Source organism: Devosia ginsengisoli (assembly GCF_007859655.1).
GTDB classification, from domain to species: domain Bacteria; phylum Pseudomonadota; class Alphaproteobacteria; order Rhizobiales; family Devosiaceae; genus Devosia; species Devosia ginsengisoli.
In genome coordinates this window covers 1,292,078-1,315,025 of the sequence record NZ_CP042304.1, presented here as the reverse complement: position 1 = coordinate 1,315,025, position 22,948 = coordinate 1,292,078, and the positions used below count along the sequence as shown (strand labels likewise).

Here is a 22,948-nt window from a genome sequence, read left to right as displayed (position 1 = left end):
CGTCGCAATGTGTGGCTTGGCCCTTTCACATGGGGGCATCATTGACTGAAGGTGCGCAAGTCCACCCTGCCAATATCGGCAGTGGCCAACGGTTCAAGCTGCGAGTCTCCGCCATTGTCTGGTTCGTGTTGGCGGTGGGGTTTCTGTTGAGCCTGCCGGTGCTGATCGACGTATCGTGGCTGGTCCTGCTCGCTGTTGCTGTTATCGCAATTGTTCTTGCTGTCCCAGGCGCCTGGATCGTCCGCGCCGTGTTTCGCGGTCAGCGGCTGCAATCCTGGTTGGCCAGCCTTGCCAAGGCATTCCTGGCGCTGCTGTTCTTCCTTGGCATCGCCGCGGCTGCGCCGGTTTTCTACTACGGCTTGCAAACCGCCCTCAATCCGTTGACCGTGCCGCAGGTGACGCTGTCCAACGGTGATAAGACTGTTGTCTTCCAGGGCATGTCCCATGTCGGCTCGGAGCTTTTTTACAAGAGCGTGGTCTACGACCTAGAGCAGGCCCTGGTAGATGGCTACGTGCTCTATTACGAAGGGGTCATAGGTTCGCCCGAAGGCGATGCCTGGTTTTCGCGGACATTGGCTGGCGGGGGTGATCTCAATACCAGCTACCAGATGATCAGCAGCCTCTGCGGCCTCAAGTTCCAGCTGGATTATTTCGGCCTGCTCGCGTCCGACATGGCGGCGCGCCCCGACCGGCATATTAATGCCGATGTGACGACGGCTGACATGATGCACGAATATGATCGGCTGATGCAGTCCGATCCGGCCTTTGCGGCCGCCGAGCAGCCCGCGTCTACAACGGCCGAGACAGCCACCGAGGCGCCGGAGTCAGGTGCCGGGCTAACCGGCATCATCGGCTGGCTGCAGAATGGATCCCCCGAGCTGCGCAGTATCGCCGGTACTGTCTGCCGAGGCTTCATGACCGCGACGCTCAATGCCGATGCGGTTCCGGACCAGATGGACAAGGTAATCCTCGATTTTCGCAACCGGGCCCTGGCCGAGCGCATCGGCAAGGATAGCCACGAGCTGATCTACATCACCTATGGCGCCGGTCACTTTCCAGGACTGCTGGCAGACCTGCAGGCCGCTGACCCTGCCTGGGAAGTCCAGTCGCTCAAATGGATGCGAACCATTGCCGCGCCCGAGGAACTTGACGGCAAGCTCTAGAAATCACGGCACTTTCACCATGCCGATGGCAAATCCGGTGATGGCGGTCACGGCCACCAGCCCCGCCGTCGCCGCCAGCGTCGCGCCGATCGCGGCGAGGCAGGCCATGACGGGCCCGACCTTGCCGTCACGGCTCTGCCAGATTGTCTGTACGGCCACGTACCAGACATAGCCGGCGCCCATGAGCAGCAAACCGATGACAGGCTGGCCGCGTGTCGCGATCATCCCGCCAATCGTGAAGGCTATGACGAATGGAAGCGCGACATAGCATTGCGCGTAGAATCCCGGCCTGAGCGACGAGCGGGTGAGCTTGGTGCCGCGCTGGCGCAGGTAAACGATGGCCAGCAACAGCGGGAAGATGCTGAAGGCGACCGCTCGGAAGGCAATCAGGTTGTTGTCGTCCGCAAGCAGCCCCGGAATTGCCGCGGCGCCCGTGCGCGGCACGATGGCTTCCAATGTGTGCACCAGGAACAGCGTGATGAGCAGGGCGATGGGCGGGCTCACCGTATCGGCATATTGCTCATCGACATCATCGCGCAATTCGGCCTCGGCATAGGCCATCATGGGCACCGGGCGGACCAGCACCTTCACGACCGTGAGCGGATAGAACACGATCCAGGTCACGAGCTCGTAGAGCAGTTCCTCGATCGATTTCAGAAGCTTGAGGAAGTCCATCATGCTCTCCGCTGCCAGAGACCCGCCAGCTGGACAACAGCGACATGGATGCCCCTACGTCAAGTAGGGTGGCAGAACCGATCGTTTCGGCAGGTGGAATGGGCGGCATGCAGCATTGTCTCCGCCACCCATGACCGCGAGGGTCCAGCGTCGACTCGACGCCGATAATTCGTCAAAACACGATGTCGTCGCCAAGAACCCCGGAGTGCCGAGCCTTGACTATTCATTCGGACCTGCTTGCAGCGTTGATCTTTCTTGCCTTCGGCGTCGTAGCCATCACCATAGGCTATGGCTACGGTTTTGGCTCCCTGGGGGCACTGGGTTCCGGCGCCATGCCCATGCTGGTCGGGGCAGGGCTTTGCATCACCGGCGTCGCCCAATTGCTGCAGACCGCTGCGGCGCGGCGGACGGGGCAGCAATTCGTCTCGGCGTTTCCCACGCGCGAGCTGCGGCCGCTGCTGCTGATCCTGGTTGCCCTTCTTGCCTTTGGCCTGCTGATCGACCGCCTTGGCCTGCTGCCGGCTCTGGCCGCGCTGGTCGGCATCAGCTGGTTCGCCGACACGGGCGGGCGCAAACGCGAAATGCTGGCCGTGCTGGTCTGTGTCGTCGCGCTTATCGTCGCCATCTTCCAATTCGGGCTGGGCATTCCGTTCCGCCTCGTGACCTGGAGGTTCTGAGCATGGATCTCGTATCCTCACTGGTCATGGGCCTGCAGGTCGCGGTAACGCCGGTCAACCTGCTGTACTGCCTGATGGGCGTGACGTTGGGCACGGCTATCGGCGTGCTGCCCGGTGTCGGGCCCATCATCACCATTTCGCTGCTGCTGCCGCTCACCTTTGGGCTGACCCCGGAAGCCTCGATCATCATGCTGGCCGGCATCTTCTATGGCGCGGCCTATGGCGGCTCGACCACGTCCATCCTGGTCAACCTGCCCGGCGAGGCCTCATCGGCGGTGACCTGCATCGATGGCCACCAGATGGCGCGCCAGGGACGCGCTGGCGCCGCCCTGGCCGTCGCCGCGCTGGGCTCCTTCTTCGCTGGCACTGTCGGCACGCTGATCATCGCGCTTGCAGGCCCGCCGCTTGCCGCCATCGCCATGCGCTTCGGCGCGGCCGAATATGCCGCGCTGGTCTTTGTGGCGCTGCTCAGCACGGCCGCGATGACCCGCGGTGGCGTGGTCAAGGGCGTGGGCGTGGCGCTGCTGGGCATGGCGTTCGGCACCGTCGGCTCCGATGTGTCGACCGGCCTTTTCCGCTTCACCTTCGGCATTCCCGAGCTGCGTGATGGCGTTGAATTCGCCGTGCTGGCCGTTGGCCTGTTCGCCGTGGCGGAAATCATCGGCAATATCGGCGAACCGCAGGGCGAGGCCGTGTCCTCCCGCAATATCGGCCGCCTCTGGCCGACCCGCGATGACTTCCGTCGCGCCTGGCCCGCCGTGTTGCGCGGCACCGGCCTCGGCGCCCTGCTGGGGGTGTTGCCCGGCGCGGGGCTCGCCATGAGTTCATTCAGCGCCTACATGGTCGAGAAAAGCGCCTCCAGGGAACCCGAGCGCTTCGGCCTGGGCGCCGTCGAGGGCGTGGCTGCGCCGGAATCGGCCAACAATGCCGCCTCGCAGACCGCCTTCATCCCGACCCTGCTGCTGGGCGTTCCAGGCAGCCCCACCATGGCCCTGATGCTGGGTGCGTTCATGATCCACGGCGTTCAGCCGGGCCCCCGCATGATGGGCGATCATCCCCAGCTTTTCTGGGGGCTCGTCGTCTCGATGTGGGTCGGCAACCTGCTGCTGGTCGTGCTGAACCTGCCGCTGATCGGGCTTTGGGTCCGGCTGCTCCGCGTGCCCTATCACTGGCTTTATGTTTTCGTGCTGGCTTTCGCCTGCGTCGGGGTCTTCACGCTGAGTTCGTCGCATTTCGACATCTACTCGCTCGTGTTCTTCGGCCTGTTCGGCTACCTGCTCAAGGCGGCGGGATGCAATCCGGCGCTGTTCATTCTCGGCTTCATCCTGGGGCCGATGTTCGAGGAGAATTTCCGCCGCGCCATGACGCTTTCGCGTGGTGATCCGATGGTCTTCCTTGAGCGTCCGATCAGCCTCACCCTGGTGTTGATCGGTATTGCCGTGCTGCTGGCCACGACGACCTCCTTCGTTCGCCGGGGCAGGGCGGAAGCGACGGACTGACCCCTCGCAACGAACAAAACAAAGCCCGCCGGACGTCTATCCGGCGGGCTTTTTGTATATGCGGCGCGCTCGGTTAGCGGCGCAACGGCGCCAGTAGCGCCTCGATATCGGCAAGCTCTTCCATGCCGAGCAGGCGGTCGATCAGCCCATCCACCGCATCATCGGGGATGACGCCGCTGACATTGGCGCGGAACTTGTCGATATAGACCGCATCACCAGCGGGGTTGCGGCTGGTGCCCAGCATGTCCGTCACTGTGTGGCTGACCTCCCCGCCATCGGTCATGCGGATCGACACCACGCCGCGCGAGCGGCTGGTATCGGCATCGGCGATCGGGTCGGCCACATGCACCACCTTGTCCGCCAGCGCGTTGATGACAGGGTCCCGCAGGCTGGTTTCGGCATAGGCCGACTTGTCGAACCGGCCAAGCGCCAGCGCCTCGGCAACCGTATGCTGCAGGCTGATGCGGCCATGCCAGGAGCTCCGCAGCCGGCGCTTCTCCTCCACGGGTTCGCACACCGTGCGGAAGGACCGCTGCATGATCTCGCAGCGGATCTCGGCAATCTCATCGAGCCTGAACGTATTGTTGGCCCGCAGGTGCAAAGCCGCATGGATGAACGGCATGAGCGTATAGGCGCAGGGATAGAGCTTGGGCGCGACGTTGAGCACTTCCCAGCGCGAACCCAGTTCGTGCAGCAGCGCCTCGAACTGGAAGTCGACATCCGACTGGATATAGCTCCGGTACCAGCCGAATTTTCCTTCGAAGACCGCGCCGGGTCCCGACAGGCCCTGGTTGACCAGCGCTACGGCGCGAATGCCGGCCGCCGCGGCGAAGCCGACATGCAATGTCTTGCTGTCCGCCCCATCCTGGAAAGCGCTGATGGACCCGGCAGACAGGCTGGCGGCGGTACCCACCGCGTGGGCCATGGTCTCGGCGGAAAGCCCGCGCAGCCGCGCTGCGGTATAGGCGGAGGCGAATACGCCATAGACGCTGGTCGGGTGAAAGCCCAGCTCATGCATCCGCACGGGCGAGACCTGGCCGAGACGGCAGAATATTTCCGAGCCGATCAGCACGGCTTCGAGGAACTGTTTGCCGCTGGTCGGCGCGCGCTGGGCCTCGGCCAAAGCTGCGGCGAGAACCACGCCGGTAATATGGATATTGGTCGCGATATGGGTGTCGTCGAATTCGAGCACCGAGGAGGCGACACCATTGAGGAAGGCGGCGCCGGCAATGGATGTCTCCCGACAATCCCACAGGCTGTGCGCGCCGCTGCCGCCGTCGACATCCTGCTGCGCACGCCGCGCCGCCTCGACGCTGCGCAGTCCGCCTGAGGCCAGCATCACGCCGATCTGGTCGAGAATGTTCAGCTTGGTCTTGTGCAGCACGGCGGCCGGTGCGTCGGCCAGTGACAGGCCGGTGGCCCAGTCGGCAAGTTGCGAACTCAGATACGGCATCTGGACCCTTGGGAAATGGCGCGACGGCCGCGCAGGAAAAAGTCGGCGGCCGGGGCCGCCGACATCGATTGGCAGGGAGCCTACTGCGCCAGGCCCAGGGTTTCGACCAGCTCGGCCGACATATTCGTTTTCGTCGGCCAGGTGAGCCGTAAGCTCGGCGCCGCTCATGAAACGCGGGGCGACGCCGGCGCGGGTCAGTATATCCTGGAACTCGCTGGATTGGCTGGCCTCCCGCAGGGCCGTTTCGATGCTGGCCACCACCTCTGCCGACATGCCTGATGGCCCCATGACCATCTGCAGCCCGGCGCCGCGTATGCCGGTGAAGCCCAACTCGCCCAGCGCCGGGACATCGGGAAATTCCGCCAGCCGCGCATCGGCCGGGATGGCCAGCGGGGTGACCGCATCCTGGCGGACCTGCGGGATGGCCGTGGCGTCGATGATGAACTGCACGTCGCCAGACAGGACCGCCTGGATTGCCTGGGCCGAGCCGCCATAGGGAATATGCATCGCCTCGATGCCGATGGCGTCGACAATGCCCAGCGTGGTGATGTGGCCGGTCGAACCGACGCCGGCCGTGCCATAGTTCAACTCGCCCGGATGCGCCTTGGCATAGGCGAGGAATTCTTCGAAATTGCTGACCGGCAAGGTCTTGGACGCCACCATCATGCGCACCGCCTCGCTGACATTGGCGATCGCCTCGAGGTCCGCAATCGGATCGAACCCGGCCGGGGAGACGTGGGGCGCGGTGGTGATGATGGCATTGCCGGCCAGCAGCAGCGTCGATCCGTCCGCCGGCGCACGCGATACGCGTTCGGCGCCGATCAGGCCACCGCCGCCGGGCACATTCTCGACGACGAAGTTGACGCCCAGCCGCCGGCCGAGTTCGTCGGCCACCAGCCGGCCGACAATGTCGCCCGCCCCGCCGGCCGCATAGGGCACGACCATGGTCACCGTATTGACCGGATAGCTCTCCTGGGCCGACGAGGCGCCGGCCGAAATCAGTGCTGCCAGGATTGCGGCGCCAGCGGCCGCCAGTTGCTTGATCATTGTTCCTCCCCCGAGGTGCAAATGTGCCGTGTTGCTCAGGCGCCGGGTTGCGGCGCCTGATGTGATGGCTTGTCAGGTGAAACGGCGTGGCGTGTTACTGGGCCAGGCCCAGGCCGGTCAGAAGTTCGTCGAAGCGATCATAGTCGGAGCGCAAAGCCGTCTCGAGCTCTTCGCCGCCCATGAAGCGCGGCGAAACGCCGGCCTTGGTCAGCTTGTCGATGAAGGCGGGGTCGGCGCTGGCCTCTTCGAGGGCCGTCTCGATCATGCCGACGGCGTCGTCCGGCATGCCGGCCGGTCCCATGACCATCTGCCAGCCGGTGCCACTGATGCTGTCATAGCCCAGCGCAGCCAGCGACGGCACGTCGGGGAATTCGGCCAGATGCTCATTGCCGGGAACGGCGAGCGCCGTCACAGTGTCCTGGCGCGCCTGGGCCACGGCGGCGGCATCCATCATGAACTGCACGTCGCCCGACAACACGGCCTGCACCACTTCTGCCGCACCCTTATAGGGAATATGCGTCGCCTCGATCCCCATTGTCTGCAGCATGTCCACGGTGGCCACATGGCCGGTGGAGCCCACGCCGACCGAGCCGTAGTTCAGCTCACCAGGATGGTCCTTGCCATAGGCAACGAACTCTTCGAGATTCGATACGTCAAGCGACTTGGACGACACCAGCATGCGCACGGCCTCGCTCACATTGGCGATGGCGGTGAAGTCCTCGAACGGTTCGAAGCCGACATCGGCCAGATGCGGTGCGGTGGTGAAGATGGCATTGCCCGCCAGCAGCAGGGTGCTGCCATCGGCCGGCGCGCGCGACACCTGTTCCGCCCCGATAGCGCCACTGGCGCCGCCGACATTCTCCACCACGAAATTGACGCCCAGCCGCCGGCTGAGTTCGTCGGCCACCAGCCGGCCCACAATGTCGCCCGCGCCGCCGGCCGCATAGGGCACGACCATGGTCACCGTATCGACCGGATAAGCCCCTTGCGCCTGCACCGCCACGCTGCTCGCCAGGGTCAGTGTGGCTGCCAGCGTTGCAGCGGCGGTGGCTCCGAATTTATTCCCGAGCATTGTTTTCCTCCCAGTGCCAAGAGCACATAGCAACCATGGCAGTTCAGGTGAAGCGGCGCATGCACCGAGGTGGAGCATTTCGTCTAGCGAAATGAGGTCCACCGTCAGTACCGGCGGAGAAGGGGGGTGCAGACAAGCTGCTTCCGGCCACGACAGCCAGAACCGTGCGATCTTCGGTGTCAAGCGGGCGGCCTCGGTCAATCGATCCTAAGGACGCCACAGGCAAACGGGCGACGATCCAATTCAACGGCACGTCAAGTCGGGTATCTTCGGCTTTAGATACCAAAGAACGCGGACCTGCGCTGCGGTAGTGGTGGGCTATCTCGGGTCATCGAAGAAGGACGGCTCGTCGTGCTGCACGCGCTGGAAGCTGTCGAGAAACGGTCGCAGCTCGCGATCCGTCATCTCATCGGAAACCTTAACGCCATTGAACTGCAGGACGCGCAGGACGATGTGGTTCTTGCGGCGCTTGGGACCCTGTTTATAGGCCCACTGCACGCGCATGCTGTCGGCGATCCGCGGACTTAACTGGCCACGGAACACCATCTCCCAGAAGCGCTCGTCACGTATCACGAAGTAACGGGCATGGCCGTCCTGGTCCGCGCCCTTCCAGTTGCGGGCCGTGTCATTGCGGTTCCAGTTGGGAGATGTGCCGGTGATGTTCTCGATGGCGACACGCCACTCGTCGTCATCCGAGCCCTCGGGTATCTGGCTGAGGCGCTGGAAGTCACTACGTTTGATAGGAAAAGTCGGCTGCCGGCTGAAACCGACGCCCTTCAGGTCCTGGACCGCCTTGCAGGCTTCATAGAAGCGTCGCTTGGCGACCAAGGCCTCGCGCAGCACAGGAGCGACGGGCAGCTCCTCGATGTCCTCGTTGTCCTCCTGTAGTATCCATTTCACCGCCGCCACAGTCACGACCGAAGCAGCCTCGCACTTCGCCTCCTGGTTTTCCGAAGGAGACATGAGTTCGTCGAACGCGGCGCGGACACCTTGCACCATCTCCCGTCCGACGTCCGAAGCGTCCTTCGAGACGATTTCCGCAAACACCCCAGATCCGAAATCACTCAGCGGGCCGGCTACTATCTGCTGGGCGACCCAAATTCCGACAACTGTCACGACAATGCCAAGCTTGGCGAGGAAGGTGCCTTCCTCCGGGGGGATGATGACGACTTCGAGCGTGAACGTGCCGCCGAAGAGTTCCTGGTTGATCACATCGGCGATCCGGCCTGCACTCTCCGCTGTCTCTACGTGCGGAGCGGAATGACATGCCGCGGTAAGTCGAAATGGATGGGCAGCAGTTGCCCTTCTTTGATGTCCCGCATGCGCCCCCGATAAGCGCACGCATTTTATTGTGCGCTCACAGAAGCGTACCAATATCTACTCAACTCGGAAACTGGGTAGATTTCGGGACGGTTACCAGCCGGGTGGCTCCGCGCCTTTGGTTGAAGCCACCGGCGCCCGCCCTGCATCGTCTACGAAACCACCTTGGCCGGGCGGCGTACGAGAAATGCCACCAGAAACCCCAGATACACTGCCGCCGCTACCAGCAGTGCGTTCACGCCGGCCAGTCCGTAGCCCCAGGCGCCCAGCAGGCCGCCCAGCAGCAGTGAGGCCCAGACCAGCATGTGCTGCAGCCAGCGCCAGGGTGGCGCCACGCCGCGCAATGCGCGGGCCAGATCCTGTCCGGCCATGAACAATGTGCCGGTGACGAAGGTGGTGCCCAGCCGCACCGAGCCGGTCGAGGGCAGGATGGCGTTCTGCGCGCCGGCTCCGGCGGCCAGGATCAGCATGAACTGGTTCGGCGGGACGCCGGCATAGGCCAGGCCCAGCGTTGCGGCGAAGCTGACCAGCACCAGGCCGGTCACGGCGCTCGAGCCCCAGCGTGGTCCGGCCAGCAAGGCCAGCAGGGAAGCGGCGACGCTGCCGAGGAAGAACAGGCCGACCAGCGACGCGGTCAGCGTTGCCACCGGCCAGATGCCGCCCGCCAGCGCATCGCCGAGCTGGGTGGTGTTGCCGCTCATGAACGAGGTGAAGTGCCCGCCCAGTTCGATGAAGCCGATCACATCGGCAAAGCCGGCCGCGGCGGTGAGCAACAGGCCGAGGCTGAGCTGGGGCGTAGGAGTCATGGCTGATTCCGCAGGGGGTTCGGCGGAGATTTGCAAGCGGGGCAGGCGGATGCAAGGGGGCGCGATCCCCAGCCGCAACATCGACCTTGCCAATTGCGCTCGCTCGGACCAATTTCATCGCCGAAGGCTTTGGCCATTCCGGTCTGCGGGGAGTCTCAATCATGATCATGGACGATGGCGCCAAGGCGACAGAGCTGATGAACCGGCGGTCCTTCCTGGTCGCCTCTGCCGCTGTAGTCGGCGCGGTCGGGCTTGCCGGCTGCACGAGTCTGGAGGGCATGAGCCGCGCGGAAGCCGAGAGGGTCTATGGCCCGCTGCCCGACGAGCGGTTCGCGGTCCCCGCCGTCAATCTCAACAAGGTCGATCCGAAATATCTGCGCCGGACCGTGCGCTACGCCTCCACCGAAGCGGTCGGCACGATCATTGTCGATCCCCGCCATTACTACGTCTACCGCATCGAGGGAGACGGGCTTGCCACGCGCTATGGCGCCAATGTCGGCCGCGCCGGGTTCCTGTGGAGCGGTGACGCCTATATCGGGCGCAAGGCCGAATGGCCGGTCTGGACGCCGCCCCGGGAGATGATCCTGCGCCAGCCGGAGGCCGCCCCCTATGCCAATGGCATGGCGCCCGGCCTCGACAATCCGCTCGGTGCGCGCACGCTCTATCTCTACCAGAACGGCAAATACACGCTCTACACGATCTACAGCACCATCATGCCCGAAACGATCGGCAAAGGCGTTTCCAGCGGCTGCGTCGGCCTGCTCACCCAGGACATGGTCGATCTCTACGAAAAGACCCCGGTCGATACCAAGGTGATCGTGCTGCCGTCATAGCCCACACGGCTGGCCGGTTGCGATTTTCGGTTTTTTCCGGCATCAGGAGAGCCTTCGTCGGACTCGGGGCCTTGCTCCGGGTGGCTTCTCCGGGCGCCTATCCCCCGGTCACCAACGTATCGCTCCCGTTGCCATGCGCTGCAGCGCGGGACGCGTGTTGGATTTTCACCTCATGTTCAATCTCGACCAATACCGCCGCGAGTGGTTCGGCAATCTGCGCGGCGATGCGCTGTCCGGGCTCGTCGTGGCCCTGGCCCTCGTGCCCGAGGCCATCGCCTTTTCCATTATTGCCGGGGTAGACCCGCGCGTTGGGCTCTATGCCTCGGTTGTCATCGCCATCACCATTGCCTTTGTTGGCGGCCGCCCGGCCATGATTTCGGCTGCCACGGCCGCCACCGCCGTGCTCATGGGCTCGCTGGTGCGCGACCATGGCCTGCAATATCTGCTGGCTGCCACCATCCTGGCCGGCCTGCTGCAAGTGCTCGCCGGCTGGCTCAACCTGCAGCAGGTCATGCGCTTCGTGTCCAAGTCGGTCATGACCGGCTTCGTCAATGCGCTGGCCATCCTGATCTTCATGGCGCAACTGCCTGAACTGATCCATGTGCCCTGGCTGACCTATCCCATGCTCGCGCTGGGCCTGGGCATCATCTATCTTTTCCCGCGCCTCACCACATCAGTACCGTCGCCGCTGGTCTGCATCATCGTGCTGACTTTGCTCGCCTGGCTGTCCGGCATGGACCTGCACACGGTCGGCGATATGGGCGACCTGCCGCGGGCCCTGCCGCATCTGTTGATTCCGCAAGTGCCGCTAAACCTCGATACACTTATCATAATCCTGCCCTATGCCGTCGGCGTTGCCGCGGTGGGCCTCCTGGAATCGCTGATGACGGCGCAGATCGTCGATGAGGCGACCGATACATTCAGCGACAAGCGCCAGGAGAGTTTCGGCCAGGGCATCGCCAATATCGCCTCGGCCTTTTTCGGCGGCATGGCCGGCTGCGCCATGATCGGCCAGTCGGGCATCAATGTGCGCTCGGGCGGGCGAGGGCGGCTGTCGACCTTCCTGGCCGGCGCCTATCTGCTCGTCCTCATGGTGGTGCTGGGCGACCTGTTGCGCATCATTCCCATGGCGGCTTTGGTCGCCATCATGATCATGGTGTCGATCGGCACCTTCGACTGGCGCTCCATCCTCAACCTGCGCGATCACCCGCGCTCGTCCTCCTTCGTCATGCTGGCCACCGTGGCCTTCGTGGTCGGCACGCATAACCTGGCCATCGGGGTGCTGGTGGGCGTGCTGCTGTCTGGCGTGTTCTTCGCCTGGAAGATCGCGCAGATCTTTTCCGTGCGGCCGGAGCTGAGCGAAGACGGCAAGGTGCGCATCTATCACGTCACCGGCCAGCTGTTCTTCGCCTCGGCCGACCAGTTCATGGCGGCGTTCGATTTCTCGGAGAAAGTCGAGCGCGTGGTGATCGACCTGACCCATGCGCATATCTGGGACATTTCGAGCGTTGCCAGCATCGACAAGGCGGTGCTGAAATTCCGCAAGCTGGGCGTCGACGTCTCGCTGAGCGGGCTCAACAAGGCCAGCGCCACCATCGTCGACAATCTCGGCGTCCACCAGAAAGCCGATGCCGATATCGTGCTCGGTCACTGACCCCTTTTGGCGGGCCGCCGATTCACGCATGCGGCCCGTCAATGCTAACAGTCCGTGAACGTTTCCTAACGCTTTGCTAACCAGTTCCGGCCAATCCCCGCTGTTCCCGGAGATCACAGATAGACAGGAACAAAAGATGAACTTATAAGAACATTATAGCAACACGGAGACATGCAGATGCTCATCTTCATCAAGGACTTCGCCGCGTTCGTCACGCTGGGTGCCTTCACGGTCGGCTCGCTGACCTGGATGGATGTGCTGACCCGACTCGTGTGACCCTTCCTGTGGATTGCGGTCTGGCGGCGGTATCGAAGCCGCGCCGGGCCGGTCATAAAGGGCAATCATGCGCGGTCCCGGCTTCATTCACCTTCACGTCCATTCGGCCTATTCCCTGCTGGAGGGTGCCCTTCAGCTCGAGACGATTCTCAGGCTCGCGACCGAGGACAGCCAGCCCGCTCTGGGCATAGCCGATACCGGCAACCTGTTCGGGGCGCTGGAATTTTCCGAGAAGGCCAGCAAGAAGGGCATCCAGCCGCTGGCCGGGGTGGAACTGGCCATCGATTTCGCTGCCGCCGAGGAGCGCATCAGCGAGCGCGGCCATGTCGCCTGGGCCGGCAAGTCCAGCGTCGTCCTGCTGGCGCAGACCGAGGCGGGCTTTGCCAATCTCTCGCGCCTGGTGTCGCAATCCTATCTGCAGGGCGACGGCTCCGGCACGGCGCGGGCCAGGCTCGACTGGCTGACCCCTGATAGCCTAGAAGGCCTCATCTGCCTCAGCGGCGGGCCCGAAGGCGCCATCGACATGCCCTTCGCCCATGGGCAGGACGCCAACGCCATCCGCCGGCTCGACCGGCTGGCCGAGCTGTTTGGCGACCGCTTCTATATCGAATTGCAGCGCCACGGCCGGGTGCAGGAAGCCGCCGTCGAGCCGCGCCTGATCGACTATGCCTATCGCAAGGGCGTGCCGCTGGTCGCCACCAACGAGCCGTTCTTCAAGTCCGCCAAGGAGTTCGAGGCGCATGATGCGCTGTTGGCCATTGCCGGCGGCACCGTGCTGGCCCAGACCGAGCGGCGCAAGCTCAACGATCAGTATTATTTCAAGACCCGTGCCGAGATGGCAGAGCTGTTCTCGGACATTCCCGAGGCGCTGGACTCCACGGTGGAAATCGCCCGCCGCGTGTCCTACCGGCCGCGCACGCGCAGCCCCATCCTGCCCAAATTCGCCGCCGCGCCCGATCTCAGCGATGCCGATGCCGTGGCCGCCGAAGCGGCCGCCTTGCGCGCCATGGCGGAGGAGGGGCTGCGGGCCCGCCTCGCCAGTCCCGGCCCAGCGCCGGGCAAGACCGCGGAAGAGTATTGGCAGCGGCTGGAATTCGAGCTTGGCATCATCCAGTCGATGAAGTTCCCCGGCTACTTCCTTATCGTGGCTGACTTTATCCGCTGGTCCAAGTCGCAGGGTATTCCGGTGGGACCGGGCCGTGGCTCGGGCGCCGGCTCGCTGGTGGCCTATGCCACCACCATTACCGATCTCGATCCGCTGGCCTATAACCTGCTGTTCGAACGCTTCCTCAATCCGGAACGCGTGTCGATGCCTGACTTTGATATCGACTTCTGCCAGGATCGCCGCGAAGAGGTGATCCATTACGTCCAGCAGAAATACGGCGTCGAGCAGGTGGCGCAGATCATCACCTTCGGAACGCTGCAGGCGCGCGCCGTTTTGCGCGACGTGGGCCGCGTGCTGCAGATGCCCTATGGGCAGGTGGATCGCCTCTGCAAGCTGGTGCCGGCCAATCCGGCCGATCCATGGTCCATCGAGCGGACGCTGAACGACGTTCCCGCCTTCAAGGCCATGGCCGACGAAGACGAGACCGTGGCGGACCTGATCGCCATCGCCCGCAATCTCGAAGGCCTGTTCCGCCACGCCTCGACCCATGCTGCCGGCATCATCATCGGCGACCGGCCGCTGCAGGACCTGGCGCCGCTCTATCGCGACCCGCGCTCGGACATGCCGGTCTGCCAGTACAACATGAAGTGGAGCGAGGCGGCGGGGCTGGTCAAGTTCGACTTCCTCGGCCTCAAGACGCTGACCACGGTGGAATATGCCGTGGAGATGGTCAATCTCGATGGCGGCGATCTGCGCATCGAAGATATCCCCATCGACGACAAGCCGACCTACGATCTCTATGCCAAGGGCGATACGTTCGGCGTGTTCCAGGTGGAAGGCGCCGGCATGCGGCGCGCGCTGGTCGACATGAAGCCCGACCGCTTCGAGGACATCATCGCCATCGTGGCGCTCTATCGCCCCGGTCCGATGGACAATATTCCCCTGTTCAACGACCGCAAGCACGGCCGCGAAGAGGTGGAATATCCCCATCCCGATCTCTCGCAGGTGCTGGACGAGACCTATGGCGTCATCGTCTACCAGGAGCAGGTGATGCAGATCGCTCAGCTTCTGTCAGGCTATTCGCTCGGCGAAGCCGACATGCTGCGCCGCGCCATGGGCAAGAAGATCAAGGCCGAGATGGATGCGCAGCGCGAGCGCTTCCGCGAGGGCGCCGTCAAATACGGGCTCAAGCAAAGCCTGGCCGACACGATTTTCGACCTCCTGGCCAAGTTTGCCAATTACGGCTTCAACAAGAGCCATGCGGCGACCTATGCGCTGGTGAGCTACCAGACCGCCTGGCTCAAGGCGCATCACCCGCACGAATTCCTCGCCGCTTCGATGACGCTCGACATGGGCAATACCGACAAGCTGGCCGAGTTCCGCAGCGAGGCCAAGCGCCACGATATCGAGCTGGTCGCGCCCTGCGTGAACACGTCCCAGGTGGTGTTCTCGGTCAAGGACAAACGCATTCTCTATGGCCTTTGCGCCGTCAAAGGTGTGGGCCGGCAGGTGGCCGAGCATATTGTCGAGGTGCGTGGCGATACCCCGTTCAAAGACCTCGGCGATTTCGCCCGGAGGGTCGATCCGCGCGTTCTCTCCAAGCGCACGCTGGAAACGCTGGCCAATGCCGGCGCCTTCGACGCTATCGTGTCGAGCCGTGAAGTTGCCTTTGCCGCTATCGAGGCGGTCATGGCCATGGCCCATTCGCTCACCACCGAGCGCAATGAGGGCCAGTGGAACATGTTCGACATGGGCGAGCCCGAGCCCATCCGCCTGCCGGCGGGCGTGCCGGCCTGGTCCACCACCGAGCGGGCCGACCGGGAACTCGCGGCTATCGGCTTTCACCTCTCGGCCCATCCGCTCGACGCTTATTCGGACCTCTTCGAGAAGCTGCGCGTGCAGCGCTGGGGCGATTTCGAGCGCGCAGTCAAGGATGGCGCCTCGGCCGGACGGCTGGCCGGCACGATCAGCGGGCGGCAGGACCGGCGCACCCGCAAGGGCACGCCGATGATGATCCTGACCCTCAGCGACCAGACCGGCAGTTTCGAAGTCATCGCCTTTTCCGAGCAGATCACCGAATTTGGCGCGCTGCTGCAGCCGGGCAAGTCGGTCATCCTGCAAGTGGGTGCCGACGAGCGCGCCGAAGGCATCAGCCTGCGCCTGCTTTCGGCTCAGGCCATTGACGGCATCGAAGACACGATCGAGCGCCGCCTCACGGTCTTTGCCGCCGACGCCAAGGCACTCGGCTCCATCAACGCCCAGCTCAAGCGGGGCGGGGAGGGCAAGGTCAACTTCGTCGTCATCCGCGACGGCGGCGCGCGCGAATACGAGATCGAGCTGCCGGGCGCCTATCGCCTCACCGCCGAAGTCGCCGGCGGCATCAAGGCGCTGGATGGCGTGACGGATGTGCGGTTACACTGAGGCTGGTTCCGTAGAACGGGGAGGGCCAAATGCCCGAGCAGCAGATTCAGTGGAAACGCATTGCCGGTAGCTTTGCCGTCATGGCGGCCTGTGCCTTCTTTCTCTTCGTGCTGGCGGCCGTCCTGAACTATCTGGCCTCGGTCGTGGGGCTGTCGAGCCAGGAACGGCTGACGGCGATCATCACCTCGCTCAGCAGTTCCTCTACGCTGCAGGCCATCATGGCCATTTGGCTGTTCACCGCGGCGCTGGCCATCGTCGCGCCCAGGCTGTGGGGCGTGCTGTCGATTGCCACGGCGTTGCTGTTCGACATCGGCTATGGCGTGCTCGGGGCGCTGACGGGCTTTGGCCTGGCCATCGGCATCTTCGGCAGCAATTGGTATGTGCTGATGTGGGCCGTCATCTACAGCCTGCTTGTCGTCGCCGGCTATTTCGCCGTGAAGCGCTGGCTGGTGAGTGACGTGCAGGCCATGGATGGGCGTGCTCGGTGGATCGTTGCCGGCATCCTGGCGATCGTCGCGCCCATCCTGCTGCTCTGGCTCTGAAAGCCGACAACAAGCCGCCGCCCGCACGCCCTTGCGCTTTTCACGCGCTTCCCCTATATCGCCCCTGCGTTTGACTGCGTGTCAGCGCGATTTCACACACGAGGCAGGCGTTTCGAGCAATCGGAAAGCCATCCGGTGGCGGGAGACCGTCGCAAGGCTTCGTGGAGGCATCAACCGGTAAACAAGGAGCAGCCATCATGGCACTGCCCGATTTTTCTATGCGTCAACTGCTCGAAGCAGGCGTCCACTTCGGTCACCAGAAGCACCGCTGGAACCCCAAGATGGAGCGCTACATCTTTGGCGTTCGCAACGACATCCACATTCTCGACCTGAGCCAGACCGTGCCGGCCCTGAGCCGCGCGCTGCAGCTTGTGTCCGACACCGTGGCCGATGGCGGTCGCGTGCTGTTCGTCGGCACCAAGCGCCAGGCCGCTCCGCTGGTGGCTGATGCCGCCAAGCAGTCGGCCCAGTACTATGTGAATTCCCGCTGGCTCGGCGGCACGCTGACCAACTGGCAGACGATCTCGAACTCGATCTCGCGCCTGCGTGAACTCGAATCGATGAGCGAAGACCAACTGGCCCTGCGCACCAAGAAGGAGCGCCTGATGATGAGCCGCGAGCAGGAACGCCTTGAGCGTGACCTGGGCGGCATCAAGGACATGGGCAATCTGCCCTCGCTCCTGTTCGTCATCGACACCAACAAGGAAGCCAACGCGATCAAGGAAGCCCGTCGCCTGGGTATTCCGGTCGTGGCCATCGTCGACACCAATTGCGATCCCGATACCGTCGACTATGCCATTCCCGGCAATGACGACGCCTCGCGCGCTCTCGAGCTTTATGTCTCGCTAGTGTCCCGCGCCGCCATCGACGGCATCGCCCGTTCGGCTTCGGGCCTCGGCTCCGATCTCGGCGCCGCGTCGGAAGCTCCGGCCGAAGAGCTGCCGAGCGACGAAGCCCCGGCCGCCGAAGCCCCGGCTGCTGCCGCCAACTAAGCGCGTTTCGCGTCTTTCGTACTGATTTGAACCAATGCGACCCCTGCAACGGGGTCGCCAAGAGGTGAACCCATGGAAATCACTGCAGGAATGGTCAAGCAGCTCCGCGACTCGACCGGCGTCGGGATGATGGACTGCAAGAAGGCCCTGGCCGAAACCAATGGCGACATGGAAGCCGCGGTCGACTGGCTGCGCACCCGTGGCCTGGCCAAGGCCGCCAAGAAGGCCGATCGCGTGGCCGCCGAAGGCCTGGTTGGCGTTGCCACTGCCGGCACCAAGGCTGCCGTCGTCGAAGTGAACTCGGAAACCGACTTCGTTGCCCGCAACGAGCAGTTCCAGGACATTGTCGGCAGCGTTGCCAAGCTGGCACTCGATGCCGATGGCGATGTGGTCAAGCTCGGCGAGATGCCGTTCCCCGGTTCGGGCCATTCGGTTTCGGCCGAACTGACCGAGGCTATCGCCAAGATCGGCGAGAACATGAACCTGCGCCGCACCGAGATCGTCTCGGTCAGCGACGGTGTGGTCGAGAGCTATATCCATAATGCCGTCAAGGGCGGGCTCGGCCGTATCGGCATTCTGGTGGCGCTCGAATCAACCGGCGACAAGGCTGCGCTCAGCACCCTTGGCAAGCAGCTCGCGATGCATATCGCCGCCGCCCAGCCGCAGGCGATTTCGCCTGAGGAACTGGATCAGGACGTTGTCGCTCGCGAGCGCGCCATCATCCTCGAGCAGGTCAAGGAATCGGGCAAGTCGGCCGAGATCGCCGAAAAGATGGTCGATGGCCGCATGCGCAAGTATTTCGAGGAAGTCACGCTCCTGGCGCAGACTTTCGTGATCGATGGCGAGACCAAGGTCCGCGATGCGATCAAGAATGCCGAGAAGGATGTCGGGGCTCCGATCACGCTGACCAAGTTCGTGCGCTATGCGCTGGGCGAGGGCATCGAGAAGGCCGAGACGGACTTCGCTGCCGAAGTGGCCGCCACGGCCGGCGTCAAGTAATACCCAACTATTCTGCGGGCAGGCCCACGGGCCTGCCCGTTGCTCTCCCGGCGGCCATGATTTGGGCGGGATCGAGCGCAAAAACCCAGCCGTTATTCACGTTCCGATGGTGCCACGCCTTCTGTTGAAGGCGATTTTGCCATAGGGTCTGCCGGGTGCCGCCGGATTCGGTGCCCCATCCATGTTCTTGTCAAAGGGGTTTGCCGATGGCGCCTGCCTACAAACGCATTCTCCTCAAGGTTTCGGGCGAGGCGCTGGCAGGGGACAATTCCTTCGGCATCGAGCCGCCTTTCCTGCAGGCCGTGGCCAAGCAGATCGCCGATGTTGCCAATAGCGGCGTCGAGATCGCCATCGTGGTCGGCGGCGGCAATATTTTTCGCGGCATGGCCGGGGCAGCCGATGGCACAGACCGGGTGACCGCCGACCTTATGGGCATGCTGGGCACCATGATCAATGCCCTGGCCCTCAGCAATGCCATTTCCCGGCAGGGCGCCAAGGCCAAGCCCTACAGCGCCGTTTCCATGCCGTCGGTGGCCGACACCTTCACCGCACGTGACGCCAAGCTGGCGCTGGAAGAGGGCTATGTCGTGGTGCTGGGCGGGGGGCACCGGCAATCCATTCTTCACCACGGATACGGCTGCCACCTTGCGCGCCATCGAGCTGGACTGCGATGTCGTGCTCAAGGGCACCAAGGTCGACGGTGTCTATTCCGAGGATCCGGTGAAGAATCCGAATGCCACGCGCTACGACACCGTCAGTTATGACGAAGTCATCGGCAAGAACCTGCGCGTCATGGATACTGCGGCCTTTGCCCTTGCCCGCGACAACGCCATGCCGATAATCGTATATGCTCTCGACGACGCGGCAGGCCTGGCGGGCGTGCTGGCGGGGACCACCCGTTCGACCCGTGTCGGCAAGCCGCTCTAGCCTGGAAGGAAGACTGATATGGCCTATGACCTCCCCGACCTGAAAAACCGCATGCAGAAGTCCATCGCTTCGCTGCGCGATGAACTGACGGGCCTCAGGACCGGCCGCGCCAGCGCCAGCCTGCTGGAGCCGGTGACCGTGGAGGCCTATGGCTCGCGCATGCCGCTGAACCAGGTTGCCACCGTGACCGTGCCGGAGCCGCGCATGCTGAGCGTGCAGGTCTGGGATCGCCAGATGGCCAATGCCGTCGAAAAGGCCATTCGCGACAGCGGGTTGGGCCTCAATCCGATGGGCGAGGGGCAGATCATCCGCGTGCCGCTGCCCGAGCTCAACGAGCAGCGCCGCAAGGAATTGGCCAAGGTGGCCCATAACTATGCCGAAGCGGCCCGTGTGGCTGTGCGCCACATCAGGCGCGACGGCATGGACGCGCTCAAGAAGGCCGAGAAGGATGGCGATCTGAGCCAGGACGATTCCCGCGTGCAGTCCGACCTGGTGCAGAAGGCCACCGACGCTGCCGTGGCCGAGATCGACCAGGTCGTTGCGGCCAAAGAAGCAGAAATCATGCAGGTCTAAGCCGACTGAACTGCGCCGGGAGGGCGTAGATGTCCATCGATCCAGCCATAGAAGCCGATATTGCGCCGCGCCCGCGCCTGCGCATTCCGATGCATCTTGGCGTGATCATGGATGGCAATGGCCGTTGGGCCGCAGCGCGCGGCAAGCGCCGCACCGAAGGTCATATCGAGGGCGTCAAGGCGCTCCGCAACCTGGTCGAATTGTGCATCAATTACGGGGTGCCGCACCTCACCGTCTTCAGTTTCTCGTCCGAGAACTGGACGCGGCCGAAGGACGAGATATCGTTTATCTTCAACCTGCTGCGGCGGTTCGTTGTATCCGACCTTCAAAGCCTGATTCGCAATAATGTGCGGGTCCGCATCATCGGCAGCCGCGCCGGGCTGGAGCCCAGCCTGGTGCGCCTGATCGATGATGTCGAGGCCAAGACGGAGGCCAATACCGGCCTGGTGCTGATCGTTGCCTTCAACTATGGCGGCAAGGCCGAAATCGCCGAGGCGACGCGCCGGATTGCCGGTGAGGTCGCAGCCGGGCGGCTGGCGCCAGAGGCCATTACCGAGGATACGATCGCCGCAGCGCTCTATACGGCCGGCCTGCCCGATCCCGATCTCATCATCCGCACCAGCGGCGAGCAGCGCATTTCCAATTTCCTGCTGTGGCAGGCGGCCTATGCCGAATTCGTCTTCGTCGATGAAAACTGGCCCGATTTCGGCGAAGCCAGCTTTATCAGGGTGCTGGAGACATTTTCGCGGCGCGACCGGCGTTTTGGTGGCATCGAGGCGGAGCGATCGTGAGTAATCCAGGCGATCCAGCGTCAGATCCTGTCGTCAGTCGCCGCCGTAGCTGGTCCGATCTGGGGCCTCGTCTCGTCTCTGCCCTGGTCCTTATCGCGCTGACGGCGACCGCCCTTTACATCGGCAGCTATGTGTTTGCCGCCGTGGTGGGCGCGGTGTTTGCCGGCGCCTATCGCGAATGGGAAACCATGGTTTCTCGCGCCCCGCTGACGCCATCAGGCATGGTGCTGGTGGGCCTGTTGGCGGTTTCCGGGGTGATCTATCCGCTGTTCGGGCCGGTGGGCACCATTTCCGTCGTTGCCCTGGCCTGTGCTGTCGCCGTGGGCATGCGCGGGGAGGGCGTGCTGTGGCGCATCCTGGGGCTGGTGACCTTTGGCGCCATCATCGTGGCGGCGTTGGCCATGCGGGGCGACACGCTGGCCGGCGTCTGGTCCGGGGTCTATCTCGGCACGGTGGTGTGGATGACCGATTCGGCGGCCTTCTTTACCGGAAGGCAGATCGGCGGGGAAAAGCTGGCGCCCGATATCTCGCCGTCCAAGACCTGGTCGGGGGCGCTGGGCGGGCTGGCGCTCGGCACCGGGGCAGGGCTCCTGGTCTGGACCTTGGTCACCGACTCCCCCCTGGTGGATCGGCCTGGTCCTGTCTGCGACGATCAGCGTGCTTGGCCAACTGGGCGATCTCAGCGAAAGTGCCATCAAGCGGCATTTCCGGATCAAGGATAGCGGCGACATCATTCCTGGCCATGGCGGGTTGATGGACCGGCTGGACAGCCTCACATTCGGCGTCTTGCTGGTGCTGCTGGTCGGGGCGCTGCATGCGGGCTACGGCTCGGTGGCCGAAGGCCTGCTCTACTGGTAGCGAATGGTGCATAGGCGCCGCATTCGCTGACGCAAGGATGCCCATGTTCGATTTTCTCTACTGGCTTCTGTCCTATGTCGTGCCGTTCCTGGCGGTGCTCACCGTCATCGTGTTCGTGCACGAAATGGGGCATTACCTGGTGGCCCGCTGGAATGGCGTGGCGATCGAGGCCTTCTCCATCGGCTTCGGGCGCGAACTGATCGGCTGGAACGACCGGCATGGCACGCGCTGGAAGATTTCGGCCATTCCGCTGGGCGGCTATGTACGCTTTGCCGGCGACATGAACGCCGCCAGCGTTCCTGACCCGGATGCCCTGGCCAAGGTGGACCCGGCACTGGCGCCGCACCTCTTCGCCAACAAGAATGTGTGGCAGCGGATTGCCGTTGTCGCGGCCGGTCCGCTGGCCAATGTCATCCTGACCTTCCTCATTCTCTACGCGCTGCTGCTGGGCTATGGGCGCTACACCATTCCCCCCGGTGGTCGGCGAAGTCATTGCCGGCTCGGTGGCCGAGACGGCCGGCCTCGAGGCCGGCGACGTCATCATCGCCGTCGATGGCTATGCCGTGCATGGTTTCGAAGATTTCCAGCGCCTGGTGGCCACCAGCCCGGAACGGCCCGTGACCATTGATCTCGAGCGCGGCAGCGCCGCTGAAACCATCGTTCTCACACCCGAGGCGGTCGAGGTGGAAGATCGCTTCGGCAACATCCAGCGGATCGGCCGAGTCGGGGTGAGCCGCGATGTCGCCGAAACCGATGTGACGCTTTACCGCCCCGGCCCGGTCGAGGCTGTCGGCATGACCGTCGAGGAGATTCGCTTCATCATCCAGCGCACAGCCGCCTTCCTGGGCGATTTTTTCGTCGGGCGCGGCGATGTCGAGCAGTTGGGCGGGCCGGTCAAGGTGGCCAAGGTTTCGGGGGAGGTGGCGACTCTCGGCATTGTCGCACTCATAAATCTCACCGCACTGCTTTCGTTAAATATCGGTATTTTCAACCTTTTGCCGGTTCCCATGCTCGACGGCGGACACCTTCTGTACTATCTGGTTGAAGCTGTCAGAGGGCGTCCGCTGAGCATGCGGGTGCAGGAAATGGGGTTCCGCTTCGGCTTTGCCCTGGTGCTTGCGCTCATGGTGTTCACGTTGTTCAACGACACACTGTTCGCCTACTTCGGAATCCTGCGTTAACACCCGGTTAACCTAGGTTTGTGAGGTGTTGCAGGAATACAAGAGCACCAATCATTTGCTAACCGCGTCGAGGCTTCCGCCTTG

General features: G+C 63.8%; 19 protein-coding genes, 2 pseudogenes and 1 other annotated feature. Of the genes and pseudogenes, 16 read left to right on the top strand and 5 right to left on the bottom strand.

All coding sequences use genetic code 11. The features are described from left to right. The first annotated feature begins 41 nt into the window (after positions 1-41). Positions 42-1,163, top strand: a complete 1,122-nt coding sequence (locus FPZ08_RS06345; protein WP_210246864.1) for a hypothetical protein — start codon at positions 42-44, stop codon at positions 1,161-1,163. Between the two features lie 3 nt (positions 1,164-1,166). On the opposite strand, the gene FPZ08_RS06340 is transcribed toward FPZ08_RS06345, so the two are convergent. Next, entirely contained in the window at positions 1,167-1,838 is a 672-nt protein-coding gene (locus FPZ08_RS06340) for a hypothetical protein (protein WP_146289198.1), read from the bottom strand. Positions 1,839-2,053: 215 nt separating this feature from the next. On the opposite strand from FPZ08_RS06340, the gene FPZ08_RS06335 reads away from it, so the two are divergent. Beyond that, the gene (locus tag FPZ08_RS06335) at positions 2,054-2,515 is read left to right on the top strand and encodes a tripartite tricarboxylate transporter TctB family protein (protein ID WP_186767228.1); all 462 of its coding nucleotides are present in this window, start codon (positions 2,054-2,056) and stop codon (positions 2,513-2,515) included. A gap of 2 nt (positions 2,516-2,517) precedes the next feature. Next, on the top strand, positions 2,518-4,014 hold the full coding sequence (locus FPZ08_RS06330) for a tripartite tricarboxylate transporter permease (protein WP_146289196.1): 1,497 nt from the start codon (positions 2,518-2,520) through the stop codon (positions 4,012-4,014). Positions 4,015-4,087: 73 nt separating this feature from the next. On the opposite strand, the gene FPZ08_RS06325 is transcribed toward FPZ08_RS06330, so the two are convergent. From FPZ08_RS06325 to FPZ08_RS06310, 4 genes are all read right to left on the bottom strand, one after another. Further along, positions 4,088-6,514, bottom strand: coding sequence for a tripartite tricarboxylate transporter substrate-binding protein (locus tag FPZ08_RS06325; RefSeq protein ID WP_146289195.1), 2,427 nt, complete (start codon positions 6,512-6,514; stop codon positions 4,088-4,090). A 94-nt stretch (positions 6,515-6,608) separates the two neighbouring features. After that, on the bottom strand, positions 6,609-7,586 hold the full coding sequence (locus FPZ08_RS06320) for a Bug family tripartite tricarboxylate transporter substrate binding protein (protein ID WP_186767227.1): 978 nt from the start codon (positions 7,584-7,586) through the stop codon (positions 6,609-6,611). A gap of 318 nt (positions 7,587-7,904) precedes the next feature. Further along, a complete protein-coding gene (locus FPZ08_RS06315; protein ID WP_146289193.1) occupies positions 7,905-8,798 on the bottom strand; it encodes a hypothetical protein in 894 nt (297 codons plus the stop codon). A 260-nt stretch (positions 8,799-9,058) separates the two neighbouring features. Beyond that, positions 9,059-9,712 carry a YoaK family protein gene (locus FPZ08_RS06310; RefSeq protein ID WP_146289192.1) on the bottom strand — a complete coding sequence of 218 codons (654 nt, stop codon included), beginning with the start codon at positions 9,710-9,712 and terminating at the stop codon, positions 9,059-9,061. 161 nt (positions 9,713-9,873) lie between these two features. On the opposite strand from FPZ08_RS06310, the gene FPZ08_RS06305 reads away from it, so the two are divergent. The 13 genes and pseudogenes from FPZ08_RS06305 (at position 9,874) to rseP (ending at position 22,864) form a co-directional block, all read left to right on the top strand. Beyond that, positions 9,874-10,545, top strand: coding sequence for a L,D-transpeptidase (locus tag FPZ08_RS06305; protein WP_146289191.1), 672 nt, complete (start codon positions 9,874-9,876; stop codon positions 10,543-10,545). Between the two features lie 56 nt (positions 10,546-10,601). Continuing rightward, positions 10,602-10,659 (top strand) — a sequence feature (sul1 is cis-regulatory element that is thought to sense ions involved in sulfur or methionine metabolism; They are found in Alphaproteobacteria). Between the two features lie 58 nt (positions 10,660-10,717). Further along, entirely contained in the window at positions 10,718-12,199 is a 1,482-nt protein-coding gene (locus FPZ08_RS06300) for a SulP family inorganic anion transporter (RefSeq protein WP_146289190.1), read from the top strand. A 343-nt stretch (positions 12,200-12,542) separates the two neighbouring features. Continuing rightward, positions 12,543-16,001: a DNA polymerase III subunit alpha gene (gene dnaE / locus FPZ08_RS06295; RefSeq protein ID WP_146289189.1), complete on the top strand. Its 3,459-nt coding sequence runs from the start codon at positions 12,543-12,545 to the stop codon at positions 15,999-16,001. 29 nt (positions 16,002-16,030) lie between these two features. Further along, positions 16,031-16,543 carry a hypothetical protein gene (locus tag FPZ08_RS06290; RefSeq protein WP_146289188.1) on the top strand — a complete coding sequence of 171 codons (513 nt, stop codon included), beginning with the start codon at positions 16,031-16,033 and terminating at the stop codon, positions 16,541-16,543. Positions 16,544-16,740: 197 nt separating this feature from the next. Continuing rightward, entirely contained in the window at positions 16,741-17,535 is a 795-nt protein-coding gene (gene rpsB, locus FPZ08_RS06285; protein WP_146289187.1) for a 30S ribosomal protein S2, read from the top strand. Between the two features lie 72 nt (positions 17,536-17,607). After that, positions 17,608-18,534, top strand: coding sequence for a translation elongation factor Ts (tsf, locus tag FPZ08_RS06280; RefSeq protein WP_146289186.1), 927 nt, complete (start codon positions 17,608-17,610; stop codon positions 18,532-18,534). Between the two features lie 200 nt (positions 18,535-18,734). Continuing rightward, positions 18,735-19,461, top strand: a pseudogene (gene pyrH / locus FPZ08_RS06275) (UMP kinase). 18 nt (positions 19,462-19,479) lie between these two features. After that, positions 19,480-20,034: a ribosome recycling factor gene (gene frr, locus FPZ08_RS06270; protein WP_146289185.1), complete on the top strand. Its 555-nt coding sequence runs from the start codon at positions 19,480-19,482 to the stop codon at positions 20,032-20,034. 29 nt (positions 20,035-20,063) lie between these two features. After that, a complete protein-coding gene (locus tag FPZ08_RS06265; RefSeq protein WP_146289184.1) occupies positions 20,064-20,825 on the top strand; it encodes an undecaprenyl pyrophosphate synthase in 762 nt (253 codons plus the stop codon). Beyond that, entirely contained in the window at positions 20,822-21,547 is a 726-nt protein-coding gene (locus FPZ08_RS06260) for a phosphatidate cytidylyltransferase (RefSeq protein WP_146289183.1), read from the top strand. The genes FPZ08_RS06265 and FPZ08_RS06260 overlap by 4 nt, the downstream gene beginning before the upstream one ends. Beyond that, positions 21,483-21,683 carry a phosphatidate cytidylyltransferase gene (locus FPZ08_RS21850; protein ID WP_186767226.1) on the top strand — a complete coding sequence of 67 codons (201 nt, stop codon included), beginning with the start codon at positions 21,483-21,485 and terminating at the stop codon, positions 21,681-21,683. The genes FPZ08_RS06260 and FPZ08_RS21850 overlap by 65 nt, the downstream gene beginning before the upstream one ends. Further along, positions 21,640-22,074: pseudogene (locus FPZ08_RS22770) on the top strand (site-2 protease family protein); the annotation flags it as partial. The gene FPZ08_RS21850 and the pseudogene FPZ08_RS22770, both read left to right, overlap by 44 nt. Before the next feature lie 112 nt (positions 22,075-22,186). Then, positions 22,187-22,864: an RIP metalloprotease RseP gene (gene rseP / locus FPZ08_RS22765; RefSeq protein ID WP_342780168.1), complete on the top strand. Its 678-nt coding sequence runs from the start codon at positions 22,187-22,189 to the stop codon at positions 22,862-22,864. Positions 22,865-22,948: the final 84 nt, after the last annotated feature.